The organism is Promicromonospora sp. NPDC057138 (genome assembly GCF_042670845.1).
Lineage (GTDB): Bacteria > Actinomycetota > Actinomycetes > Actinomycetales > Cellulomonadaceae > Promicromonospora.
This window is the reverse complement of the sequence record NZ_JBHUUX010000009.1, coordinates 1-14,540: the sequence shown is the minus strand read 5'-3', so window position 1 is coordinate 14,540 and position 14,540 is coordinate 1. Positions and strand designations below refer to the sequence as shown.

General features: G+C 71.3%; 13 protein-coding genes. 10 read left to right on the top strand and 3 right to left on the bottom strand.

The window, feature by feature from the left end; translation table 11 throughout:
* Window positions 1-171: 171 nt before the first annotated feature.
* From ACFT2C_RS08340 to ACFT2C_RS08315, 6 genes are all read left to right on the top strand, one after another.
* Window positions 172-1,194, top strand: coding sequence for a zinc-dependent alcohol dehydrogenase family protein (locus tag ACFT2C_RS08340; protein WP_377206570.1), 1,023 nt, complete (start codon window positions 172-174; stop codon window positions 1,192-1,194).
* A gap of 163 nt (window positions 1,195-1,357) precedes the next feature.
* Window positions 1,358-2,179, top strand: coding sequence for a DeoR/GlpR family DNA-binding transcription regulator (locus ACFT2C_RS08335; RefSeq protein WP_377206569.1), 822 nt, complete (start codon window positions 1,358-1,360; stop codon window positions 2,177-2,179).
* Window positions 2,180-2,563: 384 nt separating this feature from the next.
* Complete coding sequence (locus ACFT2C_RS08330) at window positions 2,564-3,937, top strand: ABC transporter substrate-binding protein (protein ID WP_377206568.1); 1,374 nt, start codon at window positions 2,564-2,566, stop codon at window positions 3,935-3,937.
* A gap of 79 nt (window positions 3,938-4,016) precedes the next feature.
* Window positions 4,017-4,964 carry a carbohydrate ABC transporter permease gene (locus ACFT2C_RS08325; RefSeq protein WP_377206567.1) on the top strand — a complete coding sequence of 316 codons (948 nt, stop codon included), beginning with the start codon at window positions 4,017-4,019 and terminating at the stop codon, window positions 4,962-4,964.
* Complete coding sequence (locus ACFT2C_RS08320) at window positions 4,961-5,779, top strand: carbohydrate ABC transporter permease (RefSeq protein WP_377206566.1); 819 nt, start codon at window positions 4,961-4,963, stop codon at window positions 5,777-5,779. The genes ACFT2C_RS08325 and ACFT2C_RS08320 overlap by 4 nt, the downstream gene beginning before the upstream one ends.
* A gap of 2 nt (window positions 5,780-5,781) precedes the next feature.
* Window positions 5,782-7,263 (top strand): mannitol dehydrogenase family protein, encoded by a 1,482-nt coding sequence (locus ACFT2C_RS08315; RefSeq protein WP_377206709.1) that lies wholly within the window; start codon window positions 5,782-5,784, stop codon window positions 7,261-7,263.
* A 5-nt stretch (window positions 7,264-7,268) separates the two neighbouring features.
* Here ACFT2C_RS08315 and ACFT2C_RS08310 read toward each other — a convergent pair whose 3' ends face one another.
* Window positions 7,269-8,414, bottom strand: coding sequence for an AI-2E family transporter (locus tag ACFT2C_RS08310; RefSeq protein WP_377206565.1), 1,146 nt, complete (start codon window positions 8,412-8,414; stop codon window positions 7,269-7,271).
* Between the two features lie 117 nt (window positions 8,415-8,531).
* Here ACFT2C_RS08310 and ACFT2C_RS08305 point away from each other — a divergent pair, with 117 nt between their 5' ends.
* Both ACFT2C_RS08305 and ACFT2C_RS08300 read left to right on the top strand, forming a co-directional pair.
* On the top strand, window positions 8,532-9,494 hold the full coding sequence (locus tag ACFT2C_RS08305; protein WP_377206564.1) for a Dyp-type peroxidase: 963 nt from the start codon (window positions 8,532-8,534) through the stop codon (window positions 9,492-9,494).
* Window positions 9,495-9,559: 65 nt separating this feature from the next.
* Window positions 9,560-10,288, top strand: coding sequence for an aminotransferase class IV (locus ACFT2C_RS08300; protein WP_377206563.1), 729 nt, complete (start codon window positions 9,560-9,562; stop codon window positions 10,286-10,288).
* 310 nt (window positions 10,289-10,598) lie between these two features.
* Here the strand turns inward: ACFT2C_RS08300 and ACFT2C_RS08295 are convergent, their stop codons facing one another.
* A complete protein-coding gene (locus tag ACFT2C_RS08295) occupies window positions 10,599-11,219 on the bottom strand; it encodes a helix-turn-helix domain-containing protein (RefSeq protein ID WP_377206562.1) in 621 nt (206 codons plus the stop codon).
* Between the two features lie 69 nt (window positions 11,220-11,288).
* Between ACFT2C_RS08295 and ACFT2C_RS08290 the strand changes: the two genes are divergently transcribed.
* Window positions 11,289-12,338 carry an isopenicillin N synthase family dioxygenase gene (locus ACFT2C_RS08290; protein ID WP_377206561.1) on the top strand — a complete coding sequence of 350 codons (1,050 nt, stop codon included), beginning with the start codon at window positions 11,289-11,291 and terminating at the stop codon, window positions 12,336-12,338.
* Between the two features lie 77 nt (window positions 12,339-12,415).
* On the opposite strand, the gene ACFT2C_RS08285 is transcribed toward ACFT2C_RS08290, so the two are convergent.
* Window positions 12,416-12,865: a winged helix-turn-helix transcriptional regulator gene (locus ACFT2C_RS08285; protein WP_377206560.1), complete on the bottom strand. Its 450-nt coding sequence runs from the start codon at window positions 12,863-12,865 to the stop codon at window positions 12,416-12,418.
* Between the two features lie 74 nt (window positions 12,866-12,939).
* On the opposite strand from ACFT2C_RS08285, the gene ACFT2C_RS08280 reads away from it, so the two are divergent.
* Complete coding sequence (locus ACFT2C_RS08280; protein WP_377206559.1) at window positions 12,940-14,388, top strand: MFS transporter; 1,449 nt, start codon at window positions 12,940-12,942, stop codon at window positions 14,386-14,388.
* Window positions 14,389-14,540 lie beyond the last annotated feature (152 nt).

The following is a 14,540-nucleotide window of genomic DNA, read 5'->3' as shown; positions in this document are numbered from 1 at the left end:
GTACTCAGCTCAGACGACTACCGGTGCCATTTCTCATCGGTGCCGTCGACACCTGAGGGGTTCTACCCGGGCCTCCCACCCCGCGGTTGCCTCGGCGTTTGATGGGTAGCGATAGGAGCACGCCGCCGCGCCGCACCGTTCGCGCGGCGCACCGAGCAAGGAGAGCCACCCATGCGTGGAGTTGTCATGTACGCCCCCGGCGACGTTCGCGTCGAGGAGCGCGAGGACGCGAAGATCATCGAGCAGACCGACGCGGTGATCCGGGTGACCGCGGCCTGCATCTGCGGGTCGGACCTGTGGCCGTACCGCGGGATCGAGAAGCTCAACGGCCCCACCCCGATGGGGCACGAGTACGTCGGCGTCGTGGAGCAGGTCGGCGACGAGGTCAAGAACATCAAGGTCGGCGACTACGTCGTCGGCTCGTTCGTGGCCTCCGACAACACCTGCGAGATCTGCCTGGCCGGGTACCAGTCCCGGTGCATCCACAACGTGATGATGGGCTCGGTCGGCACGCAGGCGCAGCTCGCCCGCATCCCGCTGGCCGACGGCACGCTCGTGCCGACCCCGGGAGAGCCCGACAAGGACCTGGTTCCGTCGCTGCTGGCGGCGTCCGACGTGCTGGGCACCGGCTGGTTCGCCGCGGTGGCCGCCGAGGCCGGCCCCGGCAAGACCATCGCCGTCGTCGGCGACGGGGCGGTCGGCCTCTCCGCGATCCTGGCCGCCAAGCAGCTCGGCGCGGAGCGCATCATCGCGTTCAGCCGCCACCCCGAGCGGCAGGCGCTGGCCCGCGAGTTCGGTGCCACCGACATCATCGAGGAGCGCGGCGACACCGGCGCCGCGAAGGTCAAGGAGCTCACCGGCGGGTACGGCGCCCACGGCGTCGTCGAGGCGGTGGGCACCGAGGAGTCGATGTGGCAGGCCATCCACTCCGCGCGGGCCGGCGGGTACGTCGGCTACGTCGGCGTCACGCACGGCGTGCAGCTCGACGGGCTGAACCTGTTCTTCACCGGCGTCCACCTGCACGGCGGCCCCGCGCCCGTGCGCCGGTTCCTGCCCGAGCTGATCCAGCTCATCTGGGACCGCGCCATCGACCCGGGCAAGGTCTTCGACCTCACCCTGCCGCTCGACGAGGCGGCCGAGGGATACAAGGCGATGGACGAGCGGCGCGCCACCAAGGTGCTGCTCACGCTCTGATCCCGCGCAGAGCGGGGCCTGGCGGGTGGACGGCGTCCTCGGGGACGCCGCCCACCCGCCCGGGTCTGCACACCGGGGACGGCGGCGAATGGGCCAGGCGGTTCCGGAACGGGGCGCCACGCGGCAGACTGAGCGCAGAAGCCGCACACCAGGAGGCGCGACGATGGCGTCCGACGCATCCGCCGGTCCACTGCCCACACTGCCCACGCTGCCCGAGCGTGCCGCACCGCAGGGATCGCGGACCGAGGAGCTGCTCGCGCTCGTGCGCCGACGCGGGCGGATCGAGGTGAGCGAGGCGGCCCGCCTGCTGTCCGTCTCGCAGGAGACCGTGCGCCGCGAGCTGCGCAAGCTGGAGGCGCAGGGCCTGGTACGACGCAGCTACGGGCTCGCGTTCCCCGTCGAGACGAGCTCGTTCGAGACGGCGTTGTCGGAGCGCCTGCAGAGCTTCCCGGAGGAGAAGGCGCGTATCGCGGCGGAGGCGGCGCGGCACCTGGGCGAGGCGCAGACGATCTTCGTCGACGAGGGCTTCCAGCCACTGCTCGCCGCGCGGGCCCTGCCACGGGACCGCGAGCTGACGGTGCTCACCTCCTCCCTCCCGGTCGCGACGGAGCTGTCCGCCCGACCGAACGTGCAGGTCATCATGATCGGCGGGCGAGTGCGCGGCAAGACGCTCGGCGTTGTCGACGGCTCGGCCGTCGACATGATCCGCACGTTCCGCCTCGACCTCGGGCTGATCGGCTCGAACGGCGTCACCATCGAGGACGGCCTGACGACGCCCGACCCGGCGGTCGCACGCGTCAAGGCCGCCGCGATCGAGGTGAGCCGCCGGCGGATCTTCATCGGGGCGCACCACAAGTTCGGCGTCACCAGCTTCGTGCGCTTCGCCGGCCTGGACGACTTCGAGGCGATGATCACCGGCACGCAGCTCGGCTCCGCGCGGGCGCGCGCCTTCCACGCGGCCGGGGCGAACATCATCCAGGTGTGACGGTCCACGCCCGAACGGTCGAGGTGTGACGGCCCGGGCGTGGGGCAAGCGCTCCAGGGCATGACCGATCCGCGTTCCGAGGGCACCAGTTCGTGCCCGGTTGTGGACCGATTCAGCGGGGACCCGGTCCATGACGTACGTCCGGTCCGGCGTGCAACCTGGGCAGAACCTGGGCAGACCAGCCGACTCCGCGTGCGCGGTCGACCGGCGTTCCGGGGTCCCCGGCCCGCCGTCGGACGGCAGACCTGTGCGATACCACCATCCCCCTGACCGTTTCAAAAAGGCGGTCATTGACCCCTTCTCCCGCCCGGGCCAAGCATGTGCGGATTCGCATCCCATCGACGGGACGCATCTCACGACGCAGTGACGAGAAGGGTCGAAGCAATGAAGCTCACGAGGATTGCGGGCCGCAAGACCGCGCCCGCCGGGCTCGCGGCCACCGCGCTGGCCCTGGCGCTGACCGCCTGTGCCGGTGCTGGAGGCGGCGGAGGCGGCGCCGCGGCGGGAGAGGGCGAGCCGGTCGAGCTCACACTCGCGACCGTCAACAACCCGCAGATGAAGGACATGGAGGAGCTCAAGGGTGAGTTCGAGAAGGACCACCCCGACATCACGGTCAACTTCATCCAGATGGAGGAGAACGACCTGCGCGACGCCGTCACGAAGGACGTCGCCACGGACGGCGGGCAGTACGACATCGTCACCGTCGGCGCCTACGAGGTGCCGATCTGGGCGGAGAACGGCTGGCTCAGCGACCTCACCGGAGACCTGGAGGACGACTCCGACTACGACGTCGACGACCTGTTCGAGCCCGTGAAGAACGCCCTCACCGTCGACGGCTCGCTCTACGCGGTCCCGTTCTACGGCGAGTCGTCGATGCTGATGTACAACAAGGAGCTGTTCGACGAGGCCGGCCTGACAATGCCGGAGCACCCGACGTGGCAGCAGGTCGCGGACTTCGCGCGGCAGCTCGACTCCGACACCGTGGACGGCATCTGCCTGCGCGGCAAGCCCGGCTGGGGCGAGCTGTTCGCCCCGCTGACGACGGTCGTGCAGACGTTCGGCGGCAGCTGGTTCGACGAGGACTGGAACGCCCAGGTCGACTCCCCCGAGTTCGCCGAGGCCACGCAGTTCTACGTGGACCTGGTGCGCGACGCCGGCGAGGACGACCCCGTGTCCACGGGGTTCACCGAGTGCCTGAATACCGTCAGCCAGGGCCGGGCCGCCATGTGGGTGGACGCCACCGTGGCCGCCGGCCTGCTCGAGGACCCCGAGTCGTCGGAGGTCGCCGGGAAGATGGGCTACGTGCACGCCCCGGTCGTCGAGACCGAGGAGTCCGGGTGGCTGTGGTCCTGGAACCTCGCGATCCCCGAGACGACCAAGAACCGTGACGCGGCGGTCGAGTTCGTGAAGTGGGCGACCAGCAAGGAGTACCAGCAGCTCGTCGGCACGGAGCTCGGCTGGAGCCGGGTGCCCCCGGGCGCGCGCAACTCGACCTACGAGATCCCCGAGTACCAGGAGGCCGCCGCGGCCTTCGCGCCCATCACCAAGGACATCATGCTGGCGGTGAACCCGGAGCAGCCGGGCGTGGCGCCGCAGCCGTGGACCGGCATCCAGTACGTCACGATCCCGGAGTTCCCCGACCTCGGGAACCAGGTCTCGCAGGACCTGGCCGACGTCTTCGCCGGACGCAGCGAGCTCGCGCCCGTGCTCGAGCATGCCCAGGAGCTCGCCCAGAAGGCGGGCGACGCCCAGAAGTAAGCCGGACCGGGGCGCGGGGATCACCCCGCGCCCCGCCCCGCCGTCGTGCGGGGACGTCCCGAGCCCCAGGAAGGGCGACATGACCGTTCTGATGAGTGCCCCGACGACGAGGCGCCGCGCCCGGCCTGCGCGCGCTGCCGGGAAGCAGTCCCGGCGCAGCAGCCTCGCCGTCTCACGTGCCATGCTCTGGCCGGCGCTGGCCACCTCGATCGTCCTCACCCAGATCCCGTTCGTGGTGACGATCTTCTACTCCCTGCAGAACTGGAACCTGCTGCGCCCGGGCGCCCGCGGCTTCGCGGGCCTCGACAACTACGTCACCGTGCTCCGCGACGGCTCGTTCCTGTCGTCGCTCGGGGCGACCGTCGCGGTGACCGGGAGCGCGGTGGTCCTGTCGACGCTGCTCGGGATGCTGTTCGCCGTGCTGCTGGACCGCAACTTCCTCGGGCGGGGCGTGGCCCGGACGCTGATGATCACGCCGTTCCTCGTCATGCCCGCCGCGGCGGCGCTCGTGTGGAAGTGGTCGATCCTCGACGCGACCACCGGCATGGCCAACTGGGCCCTCGGGCTCGTCGGCCTCCCGCCCGTGGCCTGGAACACCGACGTCCCGATCGTCACCATCATCCTGGTGCTGACCTGGCAGTACACGCCGTTCGCGATGCTGATCCTGCTGGCCGGCCTGCAGGCCCAGAACAAGGACGTGCTCGAGGCCGCCGCCGTGGACGGCGCGGGGCCGCTGCGCACGTTCGGCTGGATCACGCTGCCCCACCTGCGGCAGTACGTCGAGATCGCGGTGCTGCTGGCCTCGATCATGCTGCTCCAGGTCTTCGACCCCATCGCGATCATGACCCGCGGCACCGGCGGCACCAAGACGCTCTCCTACCTGCTCTACGAGCGGGCGTTCGTGGGGCTGGAGGTCGGCGAGGCCGCCGCGTACGGCGTCATGACCGTGCTCGTCACGATCGTCGTCGCCACGGTCGCGCTCCGGACGCTCTTCAAGGTCTTCTCGACGGAAGGACTCGGACGATGACCTCCGCACGCCTCCGCGGGTCCCTGGTGACCGCGGTCACCTGGGTGCTCGTGCTCGCTTTCTTCTTCCCCGTCGCGTGGATGGTGTTCACGGCCTTCAAGCCCGAGCGCCAGGCCGCCACGATGCCGCCCACGTTCGCGCCCGACCTCACCCTCTCCGGGTTCCAGGCCGTCTTCGACCGCGACATGCTGCCGTACCTGATCAATTCGCTGAGCGCGAGCGTCGGGTCGACGCTCCTGGTGCTTGTGCTGGCGGTGCCCGCCGCGTATGCCCTGAGCATCCGCCCGATCGTCAACGTGCGCGACGCCCTGTTCTTCTTCATCTCGACCCGCTTCATGCCGGTCGCCGCCTCGATCATCCCGGTCTACCTGCTGCTGCAGTCCGTGGGCGGCCTGGACAACATCACGTGGCTGACGATCCTCTACATCGGCGTGAACCTGCCGATCGCGGTGTGGATGATGCGGTCGTTCCTCGCGGAGGTGCCGCGCGAGCTCATCGAGGCGGCGCAGCTCGACGGCGCCCGCCTGGGCACCGAGATCTTCCGGGTCGTGCTGCCGATCGTCATGCCGGGCATCGCAGCGGCCGGCCTCATCTGCTTCATCTTCGCGTGGAACGAGTTCTTCCTCGCGAACCTCCTGACCGCTCAGGTCGCCCGCACGACGCCGCCGTTCCTCACGAGCTTCGTCGACGGCCGCGGTCAGTTCCTGGCCGTGCTGTCCGCCGCCGCGACCGTCGCGATCGTCCCGGTCGTGGTCGCCGGGTGGATCGCGCAGAAGCAGCTCGTCCGTGGACTGGCGATGGGAGCCATCAAGTGACCCTGGACCTCGGCACCCCGCTCGTCGGCCTCTCGACCAGCGATGAGCCCGGCGTCGACCTGCCTCCGTACGACCGCTCCGGCATCGAGGTCGGCATCGTCCACCTCGGCGTCGGCGGGTTCCACCGCGCGCACCAGGCCCTGGCGGTCGACGAGCTGCTGCGCCGGGGCGAGGCCCGCGAGTGGGGCATCTGCGGCGTCGGCCTGCTGCCCGGCGACGCCGCGATGCGGGACGCGCTGCAGGCGCAGGACGGCCTGTACACGCTCGTGACGAAGCACCCCGACGGCGGGATCGACGCCCGCGTCGTCGGGAGCATCGTCGAGTACCTGTTCGCGCCGGACGACCCCGAGGCCGTGCTGGAGCGTCTCGCCGACCCGGCGACCCGGATCGTGTCCCTGACGATCACCGAGGGCGGCTACAACTTCGACCAGGTCACGGGCGAGTTCGACACGACGACTCCCGCCGTCGTCGCCGACGCCCGGCCGGGGGCCACCCCGGTCACGGTGTTCGGCTACGTCGTAGAGGCCCTGGCCCGACGCCGGTCGCGCGGCCTACCGCCCTTCACGGTGATGTCCTGCGACAACGTGCAGGGCAACGGCGAGAAGGCGCGGACCGTCTTCTCGGCCTTCGCGGCCCTGCGCGACCCGGAGCTCGGCCGGTGGGTGCACGACGCCGTCGCGTTCCCCAGCTCGATGGTGGACCGCATCACGCCCGTGACCACCGACGAGGACCGCGAGCTCGTCCGCGAGCGCCTGGGCGTCGAGGACCGCTGGCCCGTGGTGGCAGAGCCGTTCTTCCAGTGGGTGCTGGAGGACCGGTTCCCGCTGGGCCGGCCGCGGTTCGAGGACGCGGGCGTCCAGGTCGTCGAGGACGTGGAGCCGTACGAGCTGATGAAGCTGCGGCTGCTCAACGCGAGCCACCAGGCGATCGCGTACTTCGGGTGGCTGAGCGGCTACCGGTACGCGCACGAGGCGGTGGCGGATCCGGTGCTGGCGCGGTTCGTGCGCGACTTCATGGACCGTGAGGCGACGCCGACGCTGCGGCCCGTGCCCGGCGTCGACCTGGACGCGTACAAGACGACGCTGGTGGAGCGGTTCGGGAACCCGGCCGTGCGCGACACCCTGGCGCGGCTGTGCGCGGAGACGTCGGACCGGATCCCGAAGTGGCTGGTACCGGTGGTGCGCGAGCAGCTCCGCTCGGGGGGCGAGATCGCCCGGTCGGCGGCGATCATCGCGAGCTGGGCGCGGTACGCGGAGGGGGTCGACGAGCAGGGCGAGGCGATCCAGGTGGTGGACCGGCTCGCGGACGAGCTCGTCCCGCTGGCCAGGTCGCAGCGGGCCGACCCGGTGGCGTTCCTGCGGAATCCGCCGCTGTTCGGGTCGCTCGTGGACGAGCCGCGGTTCGTCGAGGCGTACCTTGACGCGCTCGGCTCGCTGCACCGGGTGGGGGCGCACGCGACCCTGGAGGCTGCCATCGCTCCCTGACCCGCCTACCGCGCCTCCTGGAGCGGGAGGACCACCCGGTTGATGACCAGCAGCCCAGCCGCCGCGACCGGGACCGCGACCAAGGCACCCAGGATGCCGCCGAGCGCCGCGCCGGACAGGGCGGCGACGATGACGAGGACGCCCGGCATCGCCACGGCGCGGCTCATCACCCGCGGCGACAGGACGTACGCCTCGACCTGCATGTACACGAGCAGGAGGATCCCGACCACGACGGCGGCCGCCGGGCTCACAGTCAGCGTCGCGAGGGTCACCAGGATCGAGCCGATCACGGTTCCGACGACGGGGATCAGCGCCGCGACGAACGCGATGACGGCGAGCAGGATCGGGGCGGGACTGCCCGCGAACACCGTCAGCAGCAGGGTGAACGTGGCGTTGATGGTCGCCAGGATGAGCTGCCCGGAGACGTACCTGCCGAATGAGTCCAGCACCTCGGTCAGGAAGGATCCGGTCATCGTCCGCCGGGACCGCGGCACCAGCCGTAGGACGGCGGCGACCATGGTCGGCAGCGTGACGGCGAAGTAGATGGTCAGGGCCGTGATGATGACGACGGCGGTCACGCCGTTGATCAGCCCGGTGCCGACCTGCAGGACGCCGCCCGCGATCGCCGAGAGCTGGCGGGGATCGTTGAGCAGCTCCGTCAGCGACGACAGCAGCCCGTTCAGGTCTAGCGCGCCCAGGTTGTTCGTGGTCCAGACGTACCAGGGCTGCTCGGGCACGTCGCGCAGCGCCGCCACGAGCTGAGCGCCGAAGATCCCGACCTGCTGGACGGCCAGCGGCAGCACCAGGACGACGAAGAGCGCGACCACCAGCGCGAACCCGACGATCGCCACGGTCACGGCCGCCCACCGGGGCAGTCCCCGCGAGGTGAGGACCCTCATCGGGGGCTCCAGGGCCAGCGCCAGGAACAGGGCCAGCCCGACGTACACGAGGACCGTGGCCACCGCCGAGAGCGCGTCCAGCACCGCGATGCCCGCGCCGACGCCCAGGGTCGCGAGCATCGCGTAGCCGAACGGGCGCGCCGGCAGGCCGACCGCGACGGCCGGGCGCGTGGCGGCACGAGCGCCGGCGACCCGCGCTCGCGGCGCGCGTGGCAAGGCGCCGGGGCGTTGCGGGCCGGGGCGTTGCGGCAAGCGGGCCATTGCACTCCATTCCGATCCCACGTGTCCCCGGCGAACACCTTGCGCCAGGGTAGTTCCTGACCACGGTCTCCCGCCGTCCGCCTGGGATTTCTCGGCTAATGTTCGCCCATGTCGGAGAGCACGCCGGGCACGCCCGCGACGCACGGAGCCCCGGTCGCGCCCCAGGCCGTCGGCGCCCCGCTGGCCCGTTCCGCGGTCTTCCTCGTCCTGGAGGTCGCCGACGACGACGGCGCGACGGACACCGTCCGCGAGGTCCTCGCCGACCTCGACGGGCTGGTCAAGACCGTCGGGTTCCGGGACCTGCACCACCCCGTCTCGTGCACGGTCGGCATCGGCAGCCGGATCTGGACCGAGCTGACCGGGCGCGAGCAGCCCGCCGAGCTGCACCCATTCCGCGAGATCGCGGGCGCCACGCACACCGCGGTCGCCACCCCCGGCGACCTGCTGTTCCACATCTGGTCCGATCGGCAGGACCTCTGCTTCGAGCTGGAGCGCCTGCTGCTCGACGCGCTCGGCGCCGCCGTCACCACCGCCGACGAGGTGTCCGGGTTCCGCTACTTCGACACCCGCGACCTGCTCGGCTTCGTCGATGGCACGGCCAACCCCGTCGGCGACGAGCTCCCCGAGTCCACCCTCGTCGGCGACGAGGACCCGGAGTTCGCGGGCGGTAGCTACGTCGTCGTGCAGAAGTACGTGCACGCGCTCGCGGCGTGGCAGGCGCTGACCACCGAGCAGCAGGAACGGATCATCGGGCGGAGGAAGGCCGACGGCGTCGAGCTCGACGACGCGCCCACGGGCCAGCAGGCGCACAAGACGCTCGCCACCATCACCGACGACGACGGCGAGCACGACATCCTGCGCGACAACATGCCGTTCGGCCGGCCCGGCGCCGGCGAGTTCGGCACCTACTTCATCGGCTACTCGCGCCACCTGTGGGTCATCGAGCGGATGCTCGAGCGCATGTTCGTCGGGGACCCGCCCGGCCTGCACGACCGGATCCTCGACTTCTCGACGCCGCAGACCGGCGGCACGTTCTTCGTCCCGCCCAAGTCGCTGCTCGCCGACCTGTAGGGCCGCACCCACGCGCTGGCCCGCACGATGAAGGTCGCGATCGAGGTCGCGATTAAGGTCGCAGGGTGCGCATCGAGACCAACGGCCGCCCCGCCGCGGCGTCCGACCTGTTCAGCACCTACGGCCACTTCACGGCCATGCAGGTGCGCGACGGCGGGGTCCAGGGCCTGGAGCACCACCTCGCCCGGCTGGACGCCGCCCACCGCGAGCTGTTCGACCGGCCGCTCTCGGGCGGCCGGGTCCGCGACCTGGTGCGGCACGCCCTGGCGGGGACGGCGGACGCCTCCGTGCGGGTGACGCTGCGCGATGCCGACCAGGTCCTGGTCTCGGTCGCCGAGCCGCACTCCCCGCCCCCCGCCCCGCAGCGCCTCCGGTCGGTCCCCTACCTGCGCCCGTTCGCCCACCTCAAGCACCTCGGCGGGTTCGCCCAGCTCGAGTGGGCCCGCCGGGTCCGGCTCGACGGGTACGACGACGCCCTGCTCACCGCCTCCGACGGCGCCCTCGCGGAGTCCTCGATCGCGAACATCGGCTTCCTCGCGCCCGACGGCGGCGTCGTCTGGCCGGCCGCACCGCACCTGCACGGCATCGGCATGCGGCTCGTCGAGGCCACGACCCCGTCAACCGTCCGGCCGGTCCTGCCCGCCGACGTCGCCGCTTTCGCGGGCGCCTTCCTGGTCAACTCGATTGGCGTGGTCGCCGTGTCGTCCATCGACGACGTCCCCCTGCCTGACGCCGGCGCTCTCCTCACCGCCGTCGTCGACCGCCTCGCGGCCGTGTCCTGGGAGCGGGTCTGAGCCGATCCGCGCGGCGCTGGAGCGCCCGTCGGGCAAGGTGAGCCCGGGGAGCACCTGCCAGCTCCGCTGAATTTCGTTCGCCACAGCCCCGCTTGATTCACGCCAGCTGAACTATTCAGCTCAGCCAGCAAACCAGGGCCCCCGCCGAACGAAATTTAGCCCACCTGGCACCTGCCGCAGGAGCACACCATGCCCCGCGATGCCGGCGCGTCGACGGACTGACCGATGCCCCACCAAGTCATGCACACCCGGGGGCCGGGCTGCCCCCGCCCGCGGGTGTGCCACAGCCGGCCTCTGCAGGCGCAGCGCACTACGGCTGGGCTCCCTCGGCAGGTCTCGCCACGGCCGGGTGGGTGTGCGCGACCGACAGCAGGATCCGCGCCGCGCCGTCGCCCACCGCGGCCCAGCGGTGCCGGACGTCGGCCGGGTGGCTGATCGCCTCGCCCGGGCCGAGCCGCCACGAGCCCTCGTGCTCCAGCGTGACCTCGACCTCGCCGTCGATCACGTAGACCGTCATCTCGCCGTCGGACTCAAACCAGCCGCCGAGGTCTTCGTCCGGGGCCACGCGGTACTCGACGACCTCGAGCAGGTGGCCGGCGCCCCCGGACAGGAGCCGCCCGCTCGCCGAGGCCGGCGCGTCGGTGACCGGCAGCTCGCGGCCCTCGCCCTGGCGCAGCACCGACACCCCGCGCGGCGCGCTCATCGGCGGCATGAGCTGGCTCGGCGGCACCCGGAGGGCGTGGGCGAGCCGGTAGAGGCTCGACAGCGACGGGCTCGTCTCGCCCTTCTCGACCTGGCTGAGGAACGGCTGGCTCATCTCGCTCGCCCGCGCGAGGGCACGCATCGAGAGCCCAGCGGCCTCGCGCGCCCGCCGGATCGCCTGCCCCACCGCGGCGCGGACGTCGTCGGTGGCGTCCGGATTCTTTAACACGGCCTTAACCCCTCGGGCTCGATCCTGGTCCATATTGATAACCACTACCTATCACTGAAGGAGACCGGCATGTCAGCATTCCACGTTCCGACGATCGACATCGCCCCCTACATCGCGGGCGGCACCGACGCCGACCGGGCCGCGGTCGCCCGCCAGGTCGACGACGCGGCGCGCACAGTCGGCTTCATGCAGATCCTCGGGCACGGGATCCCGCTGGAGGCCTGGGCGCGCCTCGGTCGCGCGAGCGACCGCTTCTTCGAGCTGCCGCTCGACGTGAAGAAGCAGTACCGGGCGCCCTCCGGAGTGAACCGCGGGTACAGCCCGCCCCGGTCGGAGCGGCTCAGCCTGAGCCTGGGTGTGGAGAAGGCCGAGCGCATGAACGACTTCTTCGAGGCGTTCAACGTCGGCGCGTCGGCCGCTGACTACCCGCACGCCGACGTCGACCCCGACATGTACTCCGAGAACATCTGGCCGGCCGAGAGCGACACCTTCCAGGACGACGTCGAGCTGTGGACGTCGCACGCCACGTCGGTCGCGAAGGTCATGATGGAGATCCTCGCCGACGCGCTCGGCCTGCCCGCCGGGTACTTCGACCCGTACACCGACCACTCGCTCGACGTCCTGCGCATGAACAACTACGCCCTCCCCGAGGGCGAGCGGGTCGAGCTCGACGGCGACCTGATCGGCATGGGCGAGCACACTGACTTCGGCATCGTGACGCTGCTGTGGGCCGACGACGTCAAGGGCCTCCAGGTGCTCGACGACGACGGCGGCTGGAACGACGTCTCCCCGCTGCCCGGCGCGCTGCTCGTGAACCTGGGCGACCTCACGGCCCGGTGGACCAACGAGCGCTGGAAGTCGACGCTGCACCGCGTCAAGCCGCCGGTGATCGACGGCCGCATCAAGCGGCGCCGCTCCGCCGCGTTCTTCTTCGACGGGAACGTCGACGCCGTCATCACCACGCTCCCCGGGTGCGTCGCCGAGGGCGAGACCGAGCTCTACGGCCCGATCACCGTCGGCGAGCACATCGAGGCCAAGCTCAACGGCTCCCGCGGCCTGGTCAACAACACGGCCGACACGACCCGCGAGGCCGACCGAGTCCTCACGAGCCGCTACTGACCCCCTTGGTTGTGGGCGTGACCGTTGCGCCTCAAACGGACGCGTGGTCGCAACCGTCACGCTCACAGCCAAGGAGCTCAGTGGGCGCCGTTGGCCGCCTCGAACTCCTGGCGCGCCCTCGCGATCTGCTCCTGGTGCTCCCCGGACCAGGCCACCAGGGCCTGGGTCGTGCCCAGCAGAGTGCGGCCCAGCGCGGTGAGCTCGTACTCCACGCGCGGCGGCACCTCGGGGTACACCGTGCGCCGGACCAGGCCGTCGCGTTCGAGGTTGCGCAGGGTCACGGTCAGCATCCGCTTGCTGATCCCGTCGATCTCCCGGCCCAGCTCGCCGAACCGGAGCGTCTTCTCGTCGAGCAGCGCGATCACCAGCAGGGACCACTTGTCGGCTATGCGGTCAAGGATCTGCCGGACCTGGCAGTCCTCGCGCACGTCCCACTGGAAGGGGTCGCGGTCGACTCGGCATGCCTCCAGGTCAGCCTTGGTTCCCTGGAAGGAACTGGGTGACGTCGAAGTGCCTTCTTGTGCCATCCACTGATCGTGCCCAACGATCGTCATGGTTACAAGTGGTAACCATGCGGGACTTCGAGCGAGGAGAGATCTCCGTGACGGATACCAGTGCGGCGGCCCGGTCGACGCCGGCCACGAAGGCGCCAGCCCTGAAGACGCCGACCCTGAAGCAGACCGGCTGGGGAGTGCTCGCCGTCGTCTGCGGCGCGCTGTTCCTGGAGGGGATCGACATCGCGATGCTCAACGTCGCGGTGCCGGCCATCGCCGCCGACATCGGCCTGGCGACGGCGGACGCGCACTGGGTGATCAGCGCCTACGTGCTCGCCTACGGCGGGTTCATGATCTTCGGCGGGCGCACGGCCGACCTGCTGGGCCGACGCCGGACGTTCCTGGTCGCCCTCGCCGTCTTCGTCGCCTTCTCGGGCCTGGGCGGCCTCGCCGACGACGCTTGGGTGCTCGTCGTTGCCCGGTTCGTCACCGGCGCGACGGCGGGGTTCATGACGCCGGCGGGCTTCAGCCTCCTGACGACCAGCTTCCCCGAGGGCCCGTTGCGCGACCGGGCGCTGGCGATCTACGGCGCGATCGGCGCCGGCGGGTTCACGCTGGGAGTGGTGGCGGGCGGCTTCCTGACCGACGCCGGATGGCGCTGGGTGTTCTTCGCACCCGTCATCGTGGGCGCCGCGCTCTGGGTCGCGGGCCGCGCCGTCATCCGGCCGGACGTCGCCGCCGAGCTGCCGCGCCGCGGGTTCGACCTGGGCGGTGCGGTCACCCTCACGTCCGCGATGGTCGCGCTGATCTACGGCGTCGTGGCACTCGGCGAGGGGCGCGACGTCGCGGCCGGGATCGTCGCGTTCCTGGCCGCGGCGGTGCTGATCGGCGCCTTCGTGGCGATCGAACGCCGCGTGCCCGACCCGCTGCTGCGCCTGTCGGTGCTGCGCGAGGGGCTGATGCTGCGGTCGAGCGCCGCCGGCCTGCTGTTCATCGGGGCGTTCTTCGCCTTCCAGTTCCTCATCACGCTCTACCTGCAGGAGCTCCGCGGCTGGTCCCCGATTGCCACAGGCCTGACGTTCGCCGTCATGGGCCTGGACATGGTCCTCGCTCCCCTGTTCACGCACCGGCTGGTCAAGCGGTTCGGGAACGCCCCGGTCATGGTGGCCGGGCTGCTCGCGGGTGCCGTGGCCTTCGCCCTGGCGCTGCGCATCGACGGGTCGTGGGGCTACCTCGACCTGCTGCCGTCGCTGCTGCTGGTCGCGGTGATGTTCGCGCTGGTCTACGGTCCGCTCGCGGCCGCGGCCACGGCCGGCCTGGACGAGTCGGAGCACGGGGTTGCGGGCGGCGTCGTCTACACGGCATTCCAGTTCGGCGCGGCGCTGGGCGTCTCGGCCGCGACGATCGTGCTCGTCAACGGGCACGTCGGCGCGGCCGACTGGTCGGACTACCGGCGCGCGCTGCTCGTCCCCGCGATCGGCGCCGCCCTCGCGCTGGCCCTCGGGATCTCGACCTGGGTCCGCGGCCGGCGAGTCGCGGTCCCGGCCACACGCTGATTTCTCATCATCTGCGCCATGACCCACGACACCCCGGTGGCCAACTGGCCGTGGACGACCGGCGACTGCGAGGAGTAGTCGAGACGACCAGCGGTCCGCTTCGAGAACACTCTCGGGCATGGTTCCGGTGCCGGAACCATGCCCGAGAGTGT

Excerpts from the sequence above, each read along its gene's own strand:
- ACFT2C_RS08335 (WP_377206569.1), top strand. The coding sequence starts at position 1,358 with ATGGCGTCCGACGCATCCGCCGGTCCACTGCCCACACTGCCCACGCTG.
- ACFT2C_RS08330 (WP_377206568.1), top strand. The coding sequence starts at position 2,564 with ATGAAGCTCACGAGGATTGCGGGCCGCAAGACCGCGCCCGCCGGGCTC.
- ACFT2C_RS08290 (WP_377206561.1), top strand. The coding sequence starts at position 11,289 with ATGTCAGCATTCCACGTTCCGACGATCGACATCGCCCCCTACATCGCG.
- ACFT2C_RS08320 (WP_377206566.1), top strand. The coding sequence starts at position 4,961 with ATGACCTCCGCACGCCTCCGCGGGTCCCTGGTGACCGCGGTCACCTGG.
- ACFT2C_RS08285 (WP_377206560.1), bottom strand. The coding sequence starts at position 12,865 with ATGGCACAAGAAGGCACTTCGACGTCACCCAGTTCCTTCCAGGGAACC.
- ACFT2C_RS08325 (WP_377206567.1), top strand. The coding sequence starts at position 4,017 with ATGACCGTTCTGATGAGTGCCCCGACGACGAGGCGCCGCGCCCGGCCT.
- ACFT2C_RS08340 (WP_377206570.1), top strand. The coding sequence starts at position 172 with ATGCGTGGAGTTGTCATGTACGCCCCCGGCGACGTTCGCGTCGAGGAG.
- ACFT2C_RS08305 (WP_377206564.1), top strand. The coding sequence starts at position 8,532 with ATGTCGGAGAGCACGCCGGGCACGCCCGCGACGCACGGAGCCCCGGTC.